17 protein-coding genes are annotated in these 14864 nt (G+C 42.6%); 15 read left to right on the top strand and 2 right to left on the bottom strand.

Annotated elements, in window-relative coordinates; all coding sequences use genetic code 11:
• The first annotated feature begins 58 nt into the window (after positions 1 to 58).
• The 9 genes from V6D41_RS02035 (at position 59) to pstB (V6D41_RS01995) (ending at position 9547) form a co-directional block, all read left to right on the top strand.
• On the top strand, positions 59 to 541 hold the full coding sequence (locus V6D41_RS02035) for a DUF456 domain-containing protein (RefSeq protein ID WP_148962072.1): 483 nt from the start codon (positions 59 to 61) through the stop codon (positions 539 to 541).
• Positions 542 to 722: 181 nt separating this feature from the next.
• Positions 723 to 1331 carry a superoxide dismutase SodA gene (gene sodA / locus V6D41_RS02030; protein ID WP_087990732.1) on the top strand — a complete coding sequence of 203 codons (609 nt, stop codon included), beginning with the start codon at positions 723 to 725 and terminating at the stop codon, positions 1329 to 1331.
• A 107-nt stretch (positions 1332 to 1438) separates the two neighbouring features.
• On the top strand, positions 1439 to 2731 hold the full coding sequence (locus V6D41_RS02025) for an MFS transporter (protein WP_148962070.1): 1293 nt from the start codon (positions 1439 to 1441) through the stop codon (positions 2729 to 2731).
• A 113-nt stretch (positions 2732 to 2844) separates the two neighbouring features.
• Positions 2845 to 4986, top strand: a complete 2142-nt coding sequence (pbpA, locus tag V6D41_RS02020) for a penicillin-binding protein 2A (RefSeq protein ID WP_333517134.1) — start codon at positions 2845 to 2847, stop codon at positions 4984 to 4986.
• A gap of 153 nt (positions 4987 to 5139) precedes the next feature.
• Positions 5140 to 6042 carry a phosphate ABC transporter substrate-binding protein gene (locus V6D41_RS02015; protein WP_087990729.1) on the top strand — a complete coding sequence of 301 codons (903 nt, stop codon included), beginning with the start codon at positions 5140 to 5142 and terminating at the stop codon, positions 6040 to 6042.
• A gap of 68 nt (positions 6043 to 6110) precedes the next feature.
• The gene (gene pstC, locus V6D41_RS02010) at positions 6111 to 7040 is read left to right on the top strand and encodes a phosphate ABC transporter permease subunit PstC (protein WP_333517133.1); all 930 of its coding nucleotides are present in this window, start codon (positions 6111 to 6113) and stop codon (positions 7038 to 7040) included.
• Complete coding sequence (pstA, locus tag V6D41_RS02005) at positions 7040 to 7924, top strand: phosphate ABC transporter permease PstA (protein WP_333517132.1); 885 nt, start codon at positions 7040 to 7042, stop codon at positions 7922 to 7924. Before pstC ends, pstA begins: the two co-directional genes overlap by 1 nt.
• Before the next feature lie 20 nt (positions 7925 to 7944).
• Complete coding sequence (gene pstB, locus V6D41_RS02000; protein WP_333517131.1) at positions 7945 to 8754, top strand: phosphate ABC transporter ATP-binding protein PstB; 810 nt, start codon at positions 7945 to 7947, stop codon at positions 8752 to 8754.
• A gap of 10 nt (positions 8755 to 8764) precedes the next feature.
• Positions 8765 to 9547: a phosphate ABC transporter ATP-binding protein PstB gene (gene pstB / locus V6D41_RS01995; RefSeq protein ID WP_333517130.1), complete on the top strand. Its 783-nt coding sequence runs from the start codon at positions 8765 to 8767 to the stop codon at positions 9545 to 9547.
• A gap of 28 nt (positions 9548 to 9575) precedes the next feature.
• Here pstB (V6D41_RS01995) and V6D41_RS01990 read toward each other — a convergent pair whose 3' ends face one another.
• Together V6D41_RS01990 and V6D41_RS01985 are read right to left on the bottom strand one after the other, a co-directional pair.
• On the bottom strand, positions 9576 to 10040 hold the full coding sequence (locus V6D41_RS01990) for an endolytic transglycosylase MltG (RefSeq protein WP_333517129.1): 465 nt from the start codon (positions 10038 to 10040) through the stop codon (positions 9576 to 9578).
• Complete coding sequence (locus V6D41_RS01985) at positions 10037 to 10390, bottom strand: hypothetical protein (RefSeq protein ID WP_087990723.1); 354 nt, start codon at positions 10388 to 10390, stop codon at positions 10037 to 10039. The genes V6D41_RS01990 and V6D41_RS01985 overlap by 4 nt, the downstream gene beginning before the upstream one ends.
• A 179-nt stretch (positions 10391 to 10569) precedes the next feature.
• Between V6D41_RS01985 and V6D41_RS01980 the strand changes: the two genes are divergently transcribed.
• From V6D41_RS01980 to yqgP, 6 genes are all read left to right on the top strand, one after another.
• Positions 10570 to 11040, top strand: a complete 471-nt coding sequence (locus V6D41_RS01980) for a hypothetical protein (RefSeq protein WP_333517128.1) — start codon at positions 10570 to 10572, stop codon at positions 11038 to 11040.
• Complete coding sequence (locus V6D41_RS01975) at positions 11037 to 12116, top strand: glycosyltransferase family 4 protein (RefSeq protein ID WP_333517127.1); 1080 nt, start codon at positions 11037 to 11039, stop codon at positions 12114 to 12116. Before V6D41_RS01980 ends, V6D41_RS01975 begins: the two co-directional genes overlap by 4 nt.
• Before the next feature lie 83 nt (positions 12117 to 12199).
• The gene (gene rpmG, locus V6D41_RS01970; RefSeq protein WP_003153056.1) at positions 12200 to 12349 is read left to right on the top strand and encodes a 50S ribosomal protein L33; all 150 of its coding nucleotides are present in this window, start codon (positions 12200 to 12202) and stop codon (positions 12347 to 12349) included.
• An 83-nt stretch (positions 12350 to 12432) separates the two neighbouring features.
• Positions 12433 to 12996: a 5-formyltetrahydrofolate cyclo-ligase gene (locus V6D41_RS01965; protein WP_333517126.1), complete on the top strand. Its 564-nt coding sequence runs from the start codon at positions 12433 to 12435 to the stop codon at positions 12994 to 12996.
• Between the two features lie 68 nt (positions 12997 to 13064).
• Positions 13065 to 13238 carry a hypothetical protein gene (locus V6D41_RS01960; RefSeq protein ID WP_333517125.1) on the top strand — a complete coding sequence of 58 codons (174 nt, stop codon included), beginning with the start codon at positions 13065 to 13067 and terminating at the stop codon, positions 13236 to 13238.
• An 87-nt stretch (positions 13239 to 13325) separates the two neighbouring features.
• Positions 13326 to 14849, top strand: coding sequence for a rhomboid protease YqgP (gene yqgP / locus V6D41_RS01955; protein ID WP_333517124.1), 1524 nt, complete (start codon positions 13326 to 13328; stop codon positions 14847 to 14849).
• Positions 14850 to 14864: the final 15 nt, after the last annotated feature.

Here is a 14864-nt window from a genome sequence, read left to right as displayed (position 1 = left end):
CGCGTGTGAATACAAGGAAGACATGAAGAAAACAGATGTAAAAGGGAGGAAGAATGCTATGGATATGTTGTATTGGCTGTTGATTGCGGCGGTATTTATCATCGCCTTTATTGGGCTGGTGTATCCCATTATTCCGAGTGTCATATTTATCGTTGCCGGATTTGTATTGTATGGATTTTTGTTTTCATTCAGTCCGTATTCTTATATGTTCTGGCTCGTCGAAGCTGTTTTTGCCGCAGTATTATTCGCCGCGGATTACGTGTCTAATCTGCTTGGAGTAAAAAGGTTCGGCGGAAGCAAAGCCGCCATATGGGGAAGCACGATCGGTTTATTAATCGGGCCTTTTGTCATTCCGGTTGCGGGGATCATATTAGGTCCGTTTATCGGGGCTGTTTGTGCAGAACTTATCGTCCACCAAAAGGACGTCAAGTCAGCGTTTAAAATCGGTCTCGGCTCACTCATTGGCTTTTTAACAGGGGTTATTGCAAAGGGCATGATACAGCTTTTGATGATCGGATATTTTTTATGGACGGTCCTATAAGAATTGAGGACGGCATGTTTAATGGGGCGAATTATCGGTTAAAGTGAAATATGTTCGCTGAAATGAGCCAAGATGTGAGCTTTTTCATTGCTTACAAAGCATACTTTTGTTACATTGAATGAAGAAAGGCTCGCTGTGAAGCGGCATTTCAGTACATATATATATTAAAGGAGGAATTATCATGGCTTACGAACTTCCAGAATTACCTTATGCGTACGATGCTTTAGAACCGCATATCGACAAGGAAACTATGACTATTCATCATACGAAACACCACAACACATACGTTACAAATTTAAACAAAGCGGTTGAAGGAAACACTGCTCTTGCAACCAAATCAGTTGAAGAGCTGGTTGCAGATATTAATTCTGTTCCTGAAAACATCCGCACTGCAGTCCGCAACAACGGCGGCGGACACGCGAACCACAAATTATTCTGGACACTTTTATCTCCAAACGGCGGCGGCGAGCCGACTGGCGCGCTTGCTGATGAGATCAACAGTGTATTTGGAAGCTTTGACAAATTCAAAGAGCAATTCGCAGCTGCAGCAGCTGGACGCTTCGGTTCTGGCTGGGCATGGCTTGTTGTTAACAACGGCAAACTTGAAATCACAAGCACGCCAAACCAAGATTCTCCGCTTTCAGAAGGCAAAACGCCTATCTTAGGTCTTGACGTTTGGGAGCATGCTTACTACCTTAACTATCAAAACCGCCGCCCTGATTACATTTCAGCGTTCTGGAATGTTGTGAACTGGGACGAAGTGGCTCGTCTATACAGCGAAGCAAAATAATGACACTAGCAAGGTCCTCGATACAGGGCCTTGCTTTTTTTATGTCTTCTTTTTACATATCTCGGTTTGAGTGAGACAGACTAAGGGATAGTAAAGGGGAGTCAGTAATGAGCAAACTAAAAAAAGTGATTGGCGATGTAGACGTAAACAAAGGGTTACTCTTTCTGCTGACTATTGGCGGGCTTTACTCACTGGGAATTGCACTGTCCAATACATTTGTTAATGTGTATCTTTGGAAGCAGTCAGGGAAATTTATTGATTTGGCGATATATAATTTATCCATTGTGACAATGCAGCCGATAACCTTTTATTTGGCTGGACGGTTAGCCAAAAAAATAGACAGGGTGTTCATTTTAAGGTTCGGCGTCATTTTTTTAGCTGCCTTTTATTCAAGTGTGCTTTTAGCCGGAGAAACGGCAGCCAACCGGCTCGTGCTGATCGGTGCGGTGCTCGGAGTGGGCTATGGCTTTTATTGGCTTGCGTTTAACGTTCTGACCTTTGAAATCACAGAGCCGGATACGCGAGACTTTTTCAACGGATTTATGGGCATTCTGTCTTCCTCGGCAGGAATGATCGGCCCGATTGTAGCGGGATTTGTTATCTCAAGGCTTGAAAATAATACGGGTTACACAGTGATTTTCAGCCTCTCCCTCAGTTTGTTTGCATTGGCTGTTGTGATGAGCTTTTTTTTAAAACGAAGAGAATCAAAGGGCCGTTTTATGCTGAGCAAAGTATTTGGAGAGCGCCATAGCAATATGAATTGGCGGAGAATTACGAATGCGCATTTTTTTCAAGGCTTAAGAGAAGGGATTTTTGTTTTTTTAATCAGTGTTTTTGTATTTATTGAGACAAACAGCGAACTGGCCCTCGGCACATTCGGCCTTGTCAACTCAGCTGTTTCTTTCTTTGCCTATTACTTTGCATCCAGGCTGATTAAGAAAAAGGCCAGAAAAAAATCGATTTTGCTGGGCGGCCTTATTTTGTATGGAGCGCTGTTTTTGATTCTGTTTCATATGAGCTTTGCGACATTATTGACGTACGGCGTTTTTATTGCCATCGGCTATCCTCTTTTGCTCGTGCCATATGTTTCACTTACATATGATGTGATAGGCCGGGCAAGACATGCCAGAAAAGCAAGGATTGAATATATCGTGCTGAGAGAATTGTTTTTAAACGCCGGCAGGATTGTCTCCATTTTAGGCTTTCTCCTGATCGTGGCTCTTCTCAAAGAAGATGTGGGAATTCCTTTGTCACTTGCTATCTTGGGTGTAGGACATCCGCTGATTTATTACTTTGTCAAGGATATCCGTTTTAAGGAGAAAGAAGAGGAAAATCAAACCATGGAAGAGGATGGCCAAAAAAGGGTCACTGAACCGAATCTTTTAAAAGGCGAAAGATAATTTTTTGTCAAAAAGGGGTTATCTGTAGAAAAAAGTCGAAAAAACCTTTAAAATGAAAACTGGCACTCTTACTTGAGTGTCTTTTCTTTCTGTAAATAGAAAAAGGTGATGTTATGAGGAGAAATAAACCAAAAAAACAAAATCATAAAGAGAAAAAGAAGTCGCTGCCGATCCGGCTGAATATTTTATTCTTGGCCGCCTTTGTTATATTTACCTGGATCATTGTGGAACTGGGGATCAAGCAGATCGTGCAAGGCGATGATTACAAAAATCAAGCCAATAAGCAGGAACAAAGTGAAGTCAGCTCCGCAGTGCCGCGTGGTAAAATTTATGATCGAAACTTTAATGCCATCGTGACAAATAAGGCTTTAAACGCAATCACATACACCAGATCTAAATCGACCTCACAAGAGCAGCGTTTAAAGATCGCAAAAAAGCTGTCTGAGATGATTAAAGTCGATACAAAAAAAGTAACAGAACGGGATAAAAAGGATTATTGGATTTTGACTAGGCCGAAAGAAGCCAAAAAGCTGATTACCTCTAAAGAAAGACAGCAGGCAGAAGACAAAAAACTATCCGATAACGATTTATATCAGCTTCAGCTAAAACGAATTACTGATAAGCAGATGAATGACCTGACGGATAAAGACATGCAGATCCTCGCCATCAAAAGACAGATGGATTCAGGATACGCATTGACCCCTCAATATATCAAAAATGAAGATGTATCAGCGAAGGAAATGGCAGTGGTAAGTGAACATTTAGACGAACTGCCGGGTGTTGATGTCACGTCCGATTGGGAACGTGACTATCCATATAAAAACCTTCTCCGCTCAGTGCTCGGAAGTGTTTCCAGCTCTGATGAAGGATTGCCGTCCAATTTGCTCGAGCATTACCTGTCGCTTGGCTACAGCCGAAATGACAGGGTCGGAAAAAGCTATTTGGAATACCAATACGAAAGCCTTCTTCAAGGACAAAAAGCAAAGGTAGAAAACATTACAGATTCAAACGGCAATGTCACGGGAACGAAAACCGTTTCTGAAGGCAAAGCCGGTAAAGATCTCGTGCTTACGATTGATATTGATTTGCAAAAATCAGTTGAAAAAATCATTGAGAAGAATTTAAAATCAGCTAAAGCAAGAGCAAGCACTCAATTGTTAGACCGCGCATTTGTTGTCATGATGGATCCAAGAAACGGTGAAGTGCTGACAATGGCGGGCAAGCAGATTAAACTAGAAAATGGAGCATACAAGTTTGATGATTATGCATTAGGAAATATGACTTCATCCTATGCCATGGGATCAGCTGTTAAAGGTGCAACCGTACTAACGGGTCTTCAAACTGGCGCCATCAACTTAAATACGGTTTTTCAAGATGAGCCGTTATATATCGGTCAAGATAAAAATGGTAAAAAATCATGGAAGAATTTAGGTTCGGTTAATATTCAAAGAGCGTTAGAACAGTCTTCCAACGTATTTATGTTTAAAACTGCGATCGCAATCGGTAAAGGCGAGTATAAACCGCATCAAGCTTTACCGATTGATACTGCGGCCTTTGATACATTCCGTAATCACTTTAGCCAATTTGGATTGGGTGTCAAAACTGGAATTGATCTTCCGAATGAAATGACAGGCTATAAAGGAACAAACAGATTGACGGGATTTTTGCTTGACTATGCGATCGGTCAGTACGATACTTATACACCGCTGGAACTGGCGCAATACGTATCAACGATTGCAAACGGAGGCTATCGCTTGAAGCCTCAGCTTGTCAAAGAAGTCAGAGAACCCAATGCTGAAAAAGGGATCGGAGCAGTTGTACAATCCGTTCAGCCTGAAGTGCTGAATAAAATAGATATGAAAAGCGAGTACATTAAAGAGGTACAGGCCGGGTTCAGACGGGTGATGACAAAAGGGACAGCCGCGACCCAATTTGCTTCAGCTTCCTATCAGCCTGCCGGTAAAACAGGAACAGCGCAGTCTTTCTATGATGGGCCTGATAAATCAAAAACAGGAACAGCGGCTTATAATACGACACTTGTCGCTTATGCGCCGGCCGATAATCCTGAGATTGCGATCTCTGTTGTAGTACCTTGGGCTTATATTGATTATGGCGCTAAATATACCATTACAAACGAAATCGGCAGAGAAGTATTGGATAAATATTTTGAGCTGAAATCGAAGCAGGACAAAGAAGATACTCAGCAAAAGAATAAGGACAAAATCGAAGAAAATGCAACGTCTTCTAATGACTAAAATGCAACGCTCACATGATGTGGGCGTTTTTTTATACAAAAAAACGCATTGATTTACAAAACCTTAACATTTGATTCAAACCCTTTTTACACAGAACCTTTATTCTATACGTGTAGGACAAATTACACATTATATGCAGGGGGAATTCAGGAAATGAAAAAAAACAAATGGGTGCTTATGCTTCTAATGGCTGCTTTTATGATGATTGCAGCTGCATGCGGAAATGCAGGAGAAAGTGAAAAATCGAATAGCGATTCTGCAAAAGGAGAAGAAAAGGCATCAGGATCTTTAACCATTTCTGGTTCATCTGCTATGCAGCCATTAGTACTCGCTGCCGCAGAAAAATTTATGGAAGAAAACCCTGATGCAGATATACAGGTGCAAGCTGGCGGTTCTGGAACAGGGCTTTCTCAAGTTTCTGAAGGAGCTGTTCAGATCGGGAATTCAGACGTTTTTGCTGAAGAAAAAGAAGGAATTGATGCAAAAGCGCTAGTCGATCATCAAGTCGCAGTAGTGGGTATGGCAGCAGCTGTAAACCCTGATGCCGGTGTGAAGGATATTTCAAAAGATGAATTAAAAAAAATCTTCACCGGCAAAATCAAAAACTGGAAAGAGCTTGGAGGCAAAGACCAAAAGATCACACTTGTAAACCGTCCTGATTCTTCTGGCACACGTGCTACATTTGTGAAATATGCGCTTGACGGAGAAGAACCTGCAGAAGGCATTACAGAGGATTCATCTAACACAGTGAAAAAAATCATTGCTGATACTTCGGGAGCGATTGGGTATCTTGCATTCTCATATTTAACAGATGACAAAGTAACTGCTCTATCTATTGACGGTGTAAAACCTGAAGCGAAAAATGTTGCAGCTGGCGAGTATCCAATCTGGGCTTATCAGCATTCTTACACAAAAGGTGAAGCGACAGATTTAGCTAAGGAATTCCTTGATTATTTAAAGAGTGATGACATTCAAAAAAGCATTGTTACCGACCAAGGGTACATTCCGGTTACTGATATGAAAGTGACACGTGATGCTAACGGGAAGCAAAGCTGATCTTTATAAAAAGAGGAGTGCGGTGGCAACCGTTTCTCCTCTTAACACATTCATAGGAGTGTAAAACAATGATAAACAATAGAGAAAATATGTCTGTGAGCGAGCGTTTAATCAGCTCAAGGCAAAATCGGCAATTGGATGAAGTTCGGGGAAGAATGATTGTGACAGCTTGTGCGCTTATTATGATTGCGGCATCTGTTGCGATCACCATTTTCCTCAGCGTGAAGGGGCTGCAATCTTTTCTTGTAAATGGTGTAAGCCCAATTGAATTCTTAACGAGCCTAAATTGGAACCCTACAGATACGGATCCGAAATATGGAGTGCTCCCATTTATTTTTGGATCATTTGCAGTAACGATTCTTTCTGCACTCATTGCTGCGCCGCTCGGCATTGCAGGTGCGATTTTTATGACAGAAATTGCGCCGAATTGGGGAAAGAAAGTACTGCAGCCGGTGATTGAGCTTTTAGTCGGCATTCCATCTGTTGTTTATGGATTCATAGGTCTTACAGTATTAGTGCCGTTTATCGCTCAGTTCAAATCGAGCGGAACAGGGCACAGTTTATTGGCGGGAACGATTGTCCTTTCCATTATGATCCTGCCGACCATTACATCGATCTCTGCTGATGCGATGGCTTCTCTTCCGAAGAGTTTAAGAGAAGGTTCTTATGCGCTCGGTGCGACAAGATGGCAGACGATCAGAAAAGTACTTGTACCCGCAGCTTTTCCGACATTAATGACGGCTGTTGTGCTTGGTATGGCACGGGCGTTTGGCGAAGCTTTGGCTGTTCAGATGGTCATTGGAAATACAAGAGTATTGCCGGAAAGCCTGTTTGACACTGCTGGAACCCTGACAACGATCATCACGCTGAATATGGGTCACACCACATATGGCAGCGTTGAAAACAATACGCTGTGGTCAATGGGGCTTGTGCTTCTGGTGATGTCATTCTTGTTCATCCTGTTTATCCGCTACTTGTCATCTAGGAGGAAAGTGTAATGAACCGCAAAATAACAGATAAACTGGCAACTGGAATATTTGGTTTATGCGCAGCCATTATCGCGGCAATTCTGGTAGGCTTGTTTTCCTATATTATTATTAACGGTGTTTCCCAGCTCAGCTTCGACTTTATTACGACGAAATCAAGTGCCATTGCAGCTGGAGGAGGAATACGCGACCAGCTGTTCAACTCCTTTTATATTTTGTTTATTACGATGCTGATTACAATCCCGCTCGGTGTGGGCGGCGGAGTGTTCATGGCTGAGTACGCGCCTAATAACAAAGTGACTGATTTCATCAGAACATGTATAGAGGTGCTTTCATCTCTTCCATCAATTGTGATAGGGATGTTTGGATTATTGATGTTTGTTAACTTAACAGGCTGGGGATATACGATCATAGGCGGGGCGCTTGCATTAACTGTTTTTAACCTTCCTGTCATGGTGCGTGTGACAGAAGACGCGATTCGTTCAGTCCCTAAAGATTTGAAGGAAGCTTCTCTCGCTTTAGGTGTATCACGCTGGCATACCGTAAAAACGGTTTTAATTCCAAGTGCAATCCCTTCTATCATCACCGGAGCGATTTTAGCGTCAGGAAGGGTGTTCGGGGAAGCGGCGGCATTATTATTTACAGCCGGTCTGACAACACCGCGTCTTAATTTTACGGAATGGAACCCGTTTTCTGAAATATCGCCATTTAATATCTTCAGGCCCGCTGAAACACTTGCGGTTCATATTTGGAACGTAAATACGCAAGGAATTATTCCGGATGCTGAAGCGATTGCCAATGGAGGTTCTGCGGTGCTGGTCATTTCTGTTCTTGTATTTAATCTCGCAGCGAGATGGCTTGGCACGATGATCTACAAAAAGCTTACGGCAAATTAGAACGGAAAGAGGCGAAAAACATGTCTGAACAAATGGTAAAAGAAAAGCCTGAACGTGCTGTTTTCGTTCCGAAACAGCGCCACGTGCTCGAAGTGAAAGATCTGTCTATTTTTTACGGAGATAAACAGGCAGTTCACCGCGTGAATATGGATATTGAAAAAAATGCGGTGACCGCTTTGATTGGACCGTCAGGGTGCGGAAAGTCCACTTTTTTGAGAAACATTAACCGAATGAATGACTTAATTCCTTCTGCAAGGGCTGAAGGTGAAATCCTTTATGAAGAATTAAATATACTGGGCGGCAATATTAATGTTGTCAGCTTAAGAAGAGAAATCGGAATGGTTTTCCAAAAACCGAATCCATTTCCGAAATCGATTTATGCGAATATCTCACATGCCTTGAAATATGCCGGAGAGCGGAATAAAGCTGTTTTAGATGAGATTGTGGAAGAAAGCTTAACAAAAGCAGCACTCTGGGATGAGGTGAAGGATCGTTTGCATTCGTCTGCACTTTCGTTATCAGGCGGCCAGCAGCAGCGTTTATGCATCGCGAGAACGCTTGCGATGAAGCCGGCCGTTCTTCTGCTGGATGAACCAGCCTCAGCGCTAGATCCGATTTCAAATGCAAAAATAGAAGAATTAATAACACAACTGAAAAGCGAATACTCAATTATTATTGTCACGCACAATATGCAGCAGGCGCTGCGGGTTTCTGACCGGACGGCATTCTTTTTAAACGGCGAGCTTGTAGAATATGGGCAGACTGAACAAATTTTCACCAGTCCGGAACAGCAAAAGACAGAGGATTATATTAACGGGAAATTCGGATAGGAGGGCGGCAATGAGTATTGCTACCGAAACTGTAATGAAACAGGAAGTCTATCAAGTCAATGGAATGGACTTATGGTATGGACAGCATCACGCTTTAAAAAATATCAATTTGAGTATTCATGAAAACGAGATCACCGCGATTATCGGGCCGTCAGGATGCGGGAAATCGACCTTCATTAAAACATTGAATTTAATGATTCAAATGACGCCGAATGTAAAGCTTGCAGGTGAACTGAATTATAATGGCAGCAACATTTTAAAGGATAAAGTGGATATCGTGGATTTACGAAAAAATATCGGCATGGTATTTCAAAAAGGGAACCCGTTTCCGCAATCTATCTTTGATAATGTCGCTTACGGACCGAGAGTCCACGGCACCAAAAATAAAAAGAAGCTTCAAGACATTGTGGAAAAGTCATTAAAAGACGTGGCGTTATGGGATGAGGTGAATGATCGTTTGCATTCATCAGCCCTTTCATTATCAGGCGGCCAGCAGCAACGTCTTTGTATCGCCAGAGCGCTTGCGACAAATCCTGATATTTTGCTGATGGATGAACCGACATCTGCACTAGATCCAATTTCAACGAGAAAAATTGAAGAACTGATTCTTGAGCTGAAAAATAAATATACTATTGTAATCGTTACGCATAACATGCAGCAGGCAGCAAGGGTTTCTGATCAAACGGCCTTTTTCTACATGGGCGAGCTTGTTGAATGTGACAATACTAATAAAATGTTCTCTAACCCGCAGGATCAAAGAACTCTCGATTACATCACAGGAAAGTTTGGATAAAAAAACAGGCTGACAGTCAGCCTGTTTTTTATCGTGTTAACGTTTTTACGATCTTTTTGAAGCTCATGTCTGATTTTACTTTAAACTCGCCGGCGCGGATTTCTTTATGATATCCGGCATCAATGACATAGTCGTTAAAGTTTTGAGCCGAGGAAATGATGCCTTCTTTTTCAAGAATAGCAGATACATCTGCGGTGCTCATGCCGTCTTTAATGTTGAGCTTGTACGTTTTTACTTTGTTTGTTTTCGTGTCTGAGCTGCTGTCGTCGTTCAAGGATTTCTCTTTTGAATCAAGAAGTTTTTGATATTCATCACGGTTAACAGAAACCATTTTTTTAGAATCGAGGTAATTGCTCACGTCTTGTTCGGTTACTGTTTTATTTTCTTTTACAGCAGCGGCCTGGTCTTCGTCTGTTAGATAAAAAACAGCTGCAAGAACGGCTGTCGCTAAAATAATGCCGCCAGCAAATGCCTGAATGCCCCGTTTTGTCATACGAGCACCCTCTCGTTATCTTTGATAATCGTATTTACGTCTTCCACTGATACATGCTCAGCTTTAGCGATCGCTTCAGCGGACATGCCATTATTATATTTTGAAAGTATTTGTTTAGCGATCTTTTGATTGATATCGCTATGCTTTGATTTGCGGATGACAAGGTTTGTTTCCAGTAATTCTTCCTCAAGCACTGTCATTTTCTTTTTGAGCTTGTAAATTTCCTGCATTGCAGAAAGCTGCAGTGTTTCGAGCTCTTGCTCTACATCTTTCATCGGATCTCTTTGAGAATATGAGAATGCAATTAGCGCTATACTGACGATAAACAACGCAATAATAGCAATTTCCACGTTTCATCACCTTCTATTCTTTTTTTATCCTTCTTTTTTATACCATAAAACCAATAGATTCTAAAGGTATTCGCGAAAAAAACGAGATTTTGTCGAGAAGTCTTTCTTTGCTTCCACTCTATGTAATGATTTAATAGGAACACCGAGTGAACGATAGGAAAGGAGAATGTTAAAAATCCATGGATCAATACCCATTTCTCTATAATATACGACATAAGTTTTCTTTTTTTAGGGATACATTCGATATGGTGATTCAAAACGCCCGCACCTTGACCGTACGCTGGGACATCTCAGAAGAAACAATGCGGCTGGCTGAAGCTGTGCTTTTTGAAAGCCCGCGGGATATGATAAAAGAATTGCGCATTGTCATCAAAAGAAAAAACATCGAAGCTGTCAGGACGAAACGCATAACGTATCATAAAGGGGAATGGACAATTGGACAGGCGGCTGGTGATGCTGTATATCGGGCTGAATACAGAATGGTTAACTCAATGAATGTCTCTCTCAAGCTCGCGGATACAGAGGACATCTATCTTGAGGAAAATGGGGTTAGTGATCTAAAAAGTTTTCAGACTGATGACGCGTACACCTGGTGGGAGAAGCAATTTTCTGCCTACACGTGTTATGGAGGAGGGGAAAAAGAAAGATGAACGTTCTCATGCTTTCACTTGAACATCCTCATGAGCCGAAAAGTGGGCTCGGTGTCCATATAGACCGTTTTATTTCTTATTTAAACCCGCATATCAACATAACTGTTTTTACTCCAAGCAGGCGGCTGTTTTCATATGCGCAGTTTGAAGATTTTATGGCTGATGCTAACTTTACAATGGTTCAGCATGTGTTATCCTGCAATGAGCGTTTCGATCTGATTCATGCCCATGACGATATGACAGCTCCCGCTGCTCATTATTTGAAACAACGGCTTGGCATCCCGCTTGCAGTGACTATCCACGGTCTTGAAAGCGAAAGGAAGAAGGCGTGCCAAGAAGCCCCGCATCCATACAGACTGCAGACCGAACGGCTCCTGATAGAATCTGCTGATGAATTGATTGTACTAAGCTCTTTTATGAAACGGTCACTTGATAAGGCAGCACGTGAAAAAATAACTGTCATCCCAAGCCCTGCATCTATGGAGGTGGAAAAGGGGGAAGTTCCAAGGAACATGAATGGAAGGTTCATATTTTCGTTTGGTAGGTTTGTTCCGGAAAAAGGTTTTTCTCAGCTGTTAAAGGTGTTTGCTATCCTGAGGCGGCGTCAGCCTGACCTGCATTTAGTGCTGGCTGGGGAAGGTCCGTCTCTCTCCTCCTATGAAAAACTGGCTGCAGCATTGAATTTGAAGGAACGTGTTATGTTCCTGCCGTTTCTGCATAGAAGAGACATCAGAACGTTTCTGTCTCACTGTGAAATGGCTGTTTTCCCTAGTTTTTATGAGCCGTTTGGGCTTGCCGCGCAAGAAAGCATGGAACAAGGTGTGCTGACTGTCGTTTCTCAGTCGGGCGGTTTTTGTGACTTTGCCCTTCACGACAAAACAGCATTCACCGTTGATTTTACGCGCGCGCAGGAAGCGGCTGATCTGCTGGACAGGTTTTTAAAAGACCGGGAAAGAGCCCGCCGGATAAAAGAAGCCGGCAGAGAACAAGTGATCAAACTACACCATCCCCGGCTCATTACGGAATCATATTTGCAGCTTTATGAGCGTATTATTCATAATTCAATAATTCATTGAAAAACAGCCTAGCATTCCGTCCATTATAGTGGTATTATATATAAGTCTGAATAAGTAAATGATTTTAGTTTGGAGGGAAAATAATGCGCGTTAATATTACTTTGGCTTGCACTGAATGTGGTGAGCGTAACTATATTTCTAAAAAGAACAAACGCAACAATCCAGACCGCGTTGAATTTAAAAAATATTGCCCACGTGATAAAAAATCTACGTTACACCGTGAAACAAAATAACAGCTCAGCTGTTTGAGGTGTAAAAAAAGCCAGAGCTTTGAAAAAAGGTTCTGGCTTTTTTTCTTTTCCGAGGGGGATGAGAGATGAAATCACAATTAAGAAAAAAGACGATGGAGGCACTATCTGCTGTATCAGGTGAAGATCTTCTTCAAAAAACAGCGCGTATGTACAAGCGTTTGTTTTCTCTGCCGGAGTGGCAAAATGCCGGCACCATTGCCGTCACCATCTCCAGAGGGCTGGAATTACCGACGCGTCCCGTCATTAAGCAGGCTTGGAAAGAAGGGAAACAAGTTTGTATTCCCAAATGCGACCCGGAAACGAAAAACATGCAATTCCGCACATATCAGACCGATGATCAGCTCGAAACCGTTTACGCCGGACTTCTTGAGCCGGTAATCGAAAAAACAAAAAAAGTGGAACCATCACAAATTGACTTGATCATCGTTCCGGGTGTTTGTTTCGATACTGATGGGTTTAGGGTCGGCTTTGGCGGCGGCTATTATGACCGTTTTTTAAGCGATTATGAAGGGAAGACAGTCTCTTTGCTTTTGGAGTGCCAGCTGTTTTCACACGTTCCCCGTCTGCCGCATGACATCTCGGTACATCAGCTGATAACAGAGGATCGAATCATTTCTTGTTGTTCCTAACGCTCCCTGCTCCTAATTCAAGAATAAATAAGAAAGAATGACAAACCCTAATTGGCAGGAGGGATATGATGAAAAAACTTATGATTTATACCATTTTCGCTGTTTCTGCCGTCATGTTTTATCAAAACCGCTACCGTCTTATGAATACCGTACTCAGCCAGCCGGGAATCAGGCGGTCTTTTATTCATTTATTTTTAAGAATTCCGTTTATCCGCAATAAGTTTATACAGCAAGCTTTCTAAAATCCCGTGAAAACGGGATTTTTTGCTTTCGGTAGGCGTTCGGAGCATCAGCTGTTATAATGAAAAAAAACCATTGGAGCGGTAAACATGTATTTACTGGAGTATACATATTGGAAAATTGCGGCGCACCTAGTGAAAAGCGGGTATGGCGTTATACAAGCCAGTGAGTCAGGTGAAATGTGGCTGGAAGCACCGGACAAGTCCTCTTATGATCTGGTTCGCCTATATAAACATGATATTGATTTTCGCCAGGAAATGGCAAGAGACATAGAAGAGCAGGCTGAACGAGTAGAACGAATCAGGGCGTCGGTGGGCAAACGTCAGATGAAGCTGCTGAATGTATTTTTTTCAGCGGAAGCCCCTGTTGATGACTGGGAAGAGATCGCCGAAAAGCCTTTTGAGAAGGGGCCTGTATCAGTTGAGCCGGCGATCGTGAGGAGAACGATGCTCCGTGATGATCTTCAAGCTGTTTTTCCATCATTTCCGGCAGAAGAATGCACAGAAGCCCGCGCTTCGTTTGAAGACGCGCAAATGGCGAGAGAACGCTTCCTTTCGCTAGTACTGAAACAAGAAGAACAGAGAAAAAATGAAGCGGCGGTTTTTCAAAACGGAAAACCAATCTTTACATATTTATTCATCGCGCTTCAGATCTTGATGTTTTTCTTGCTTGAATTAAACGGGGGCAGTACAAATACGGAGACGCTTGTCGCTTTTGGAGCAAAGGAAAACAGCCTGATTGCAGCTGGAGAATGGTGGCGGCTTTTGACGCCGATTGTGCTTCACATCGGCATTGCGCATTTAGCGTTTAACACGCTGGCTTTATGGTCGGTCGGTACAGCGGTTGAGCGGATGTACGGATCGGGCAGATTTTTGCTGATTTATCTGGCTGCTGGCATTACGGGTTCGATCGCAAGCTTTGTGTTCAGCCCGTATCCTTCAGCAGGCGCTTCAGGAGCCATATTCGGATGCTTAGGTGCATTGCTGTATATAGCTTTGTCAAATCGGAAAATGTTTTTTAGAACGATCGGAACCAATATTATCGTCATTATTATCATCAATCTGGGCTTTGGTTTTGCGGTTTCGAATATTGATAATTCGGGACATATCGGCGGCTTGATTGGCGGCTTTTTCGCAGCTGCCGCACTAGGATTGCCCAAAGCCCGAGCATTGGCAAGAAGATTATTGTCAGCGGTTTTGCTGCTTGCTTTGGCGGCCGGGTTTTTATACTACGGATTGCATTCGCCGTCCCATCAGGAGTCGGCGCTGATTCAGCAGGCGAGAGAGCTGAATCAGGAAGGAAAGTATAAAGAAGTAACGGAATTGCTGAACGGAGAAGCGGAGCAAAAAGATGCCTCTGTTGATCTATTGAAAATTCTGGCTGTTTCAGATATTCAAATCGGTGAATATGATCAGGCGATTTCCCTTTTGGAAAGAGCAGTGGAAAAAGAACCTAAAGACCATGTCTCCTATTACTATTTAGCCTTGCTGTATGCGGAAAAAAATGAGCTTGGTCAAGCAGGAAAGGCTATCGAGTCGGCTGTAAACCTAGAGCCGAAGGAGCAGCGCTATAAAGAGCTGCAGCGACAAATAGAAAACAATAAAGAATCATAAGGAATGGAATATGCC

This window comes from Bacillus sp. 0102A (assembly GCF_036765155.1).
GTDB classification, from domain to species: Bacteria; Bacillota; Bacilli; order Bacillales; family Bacillaceae; genus Bacillus; species Bacillus subtilis_G.
The sequence above is the reverse complement of the archived record's forward strand: the minus strand, read 5'-3'. Positions and strand labels throughout refer to the sequence as shown.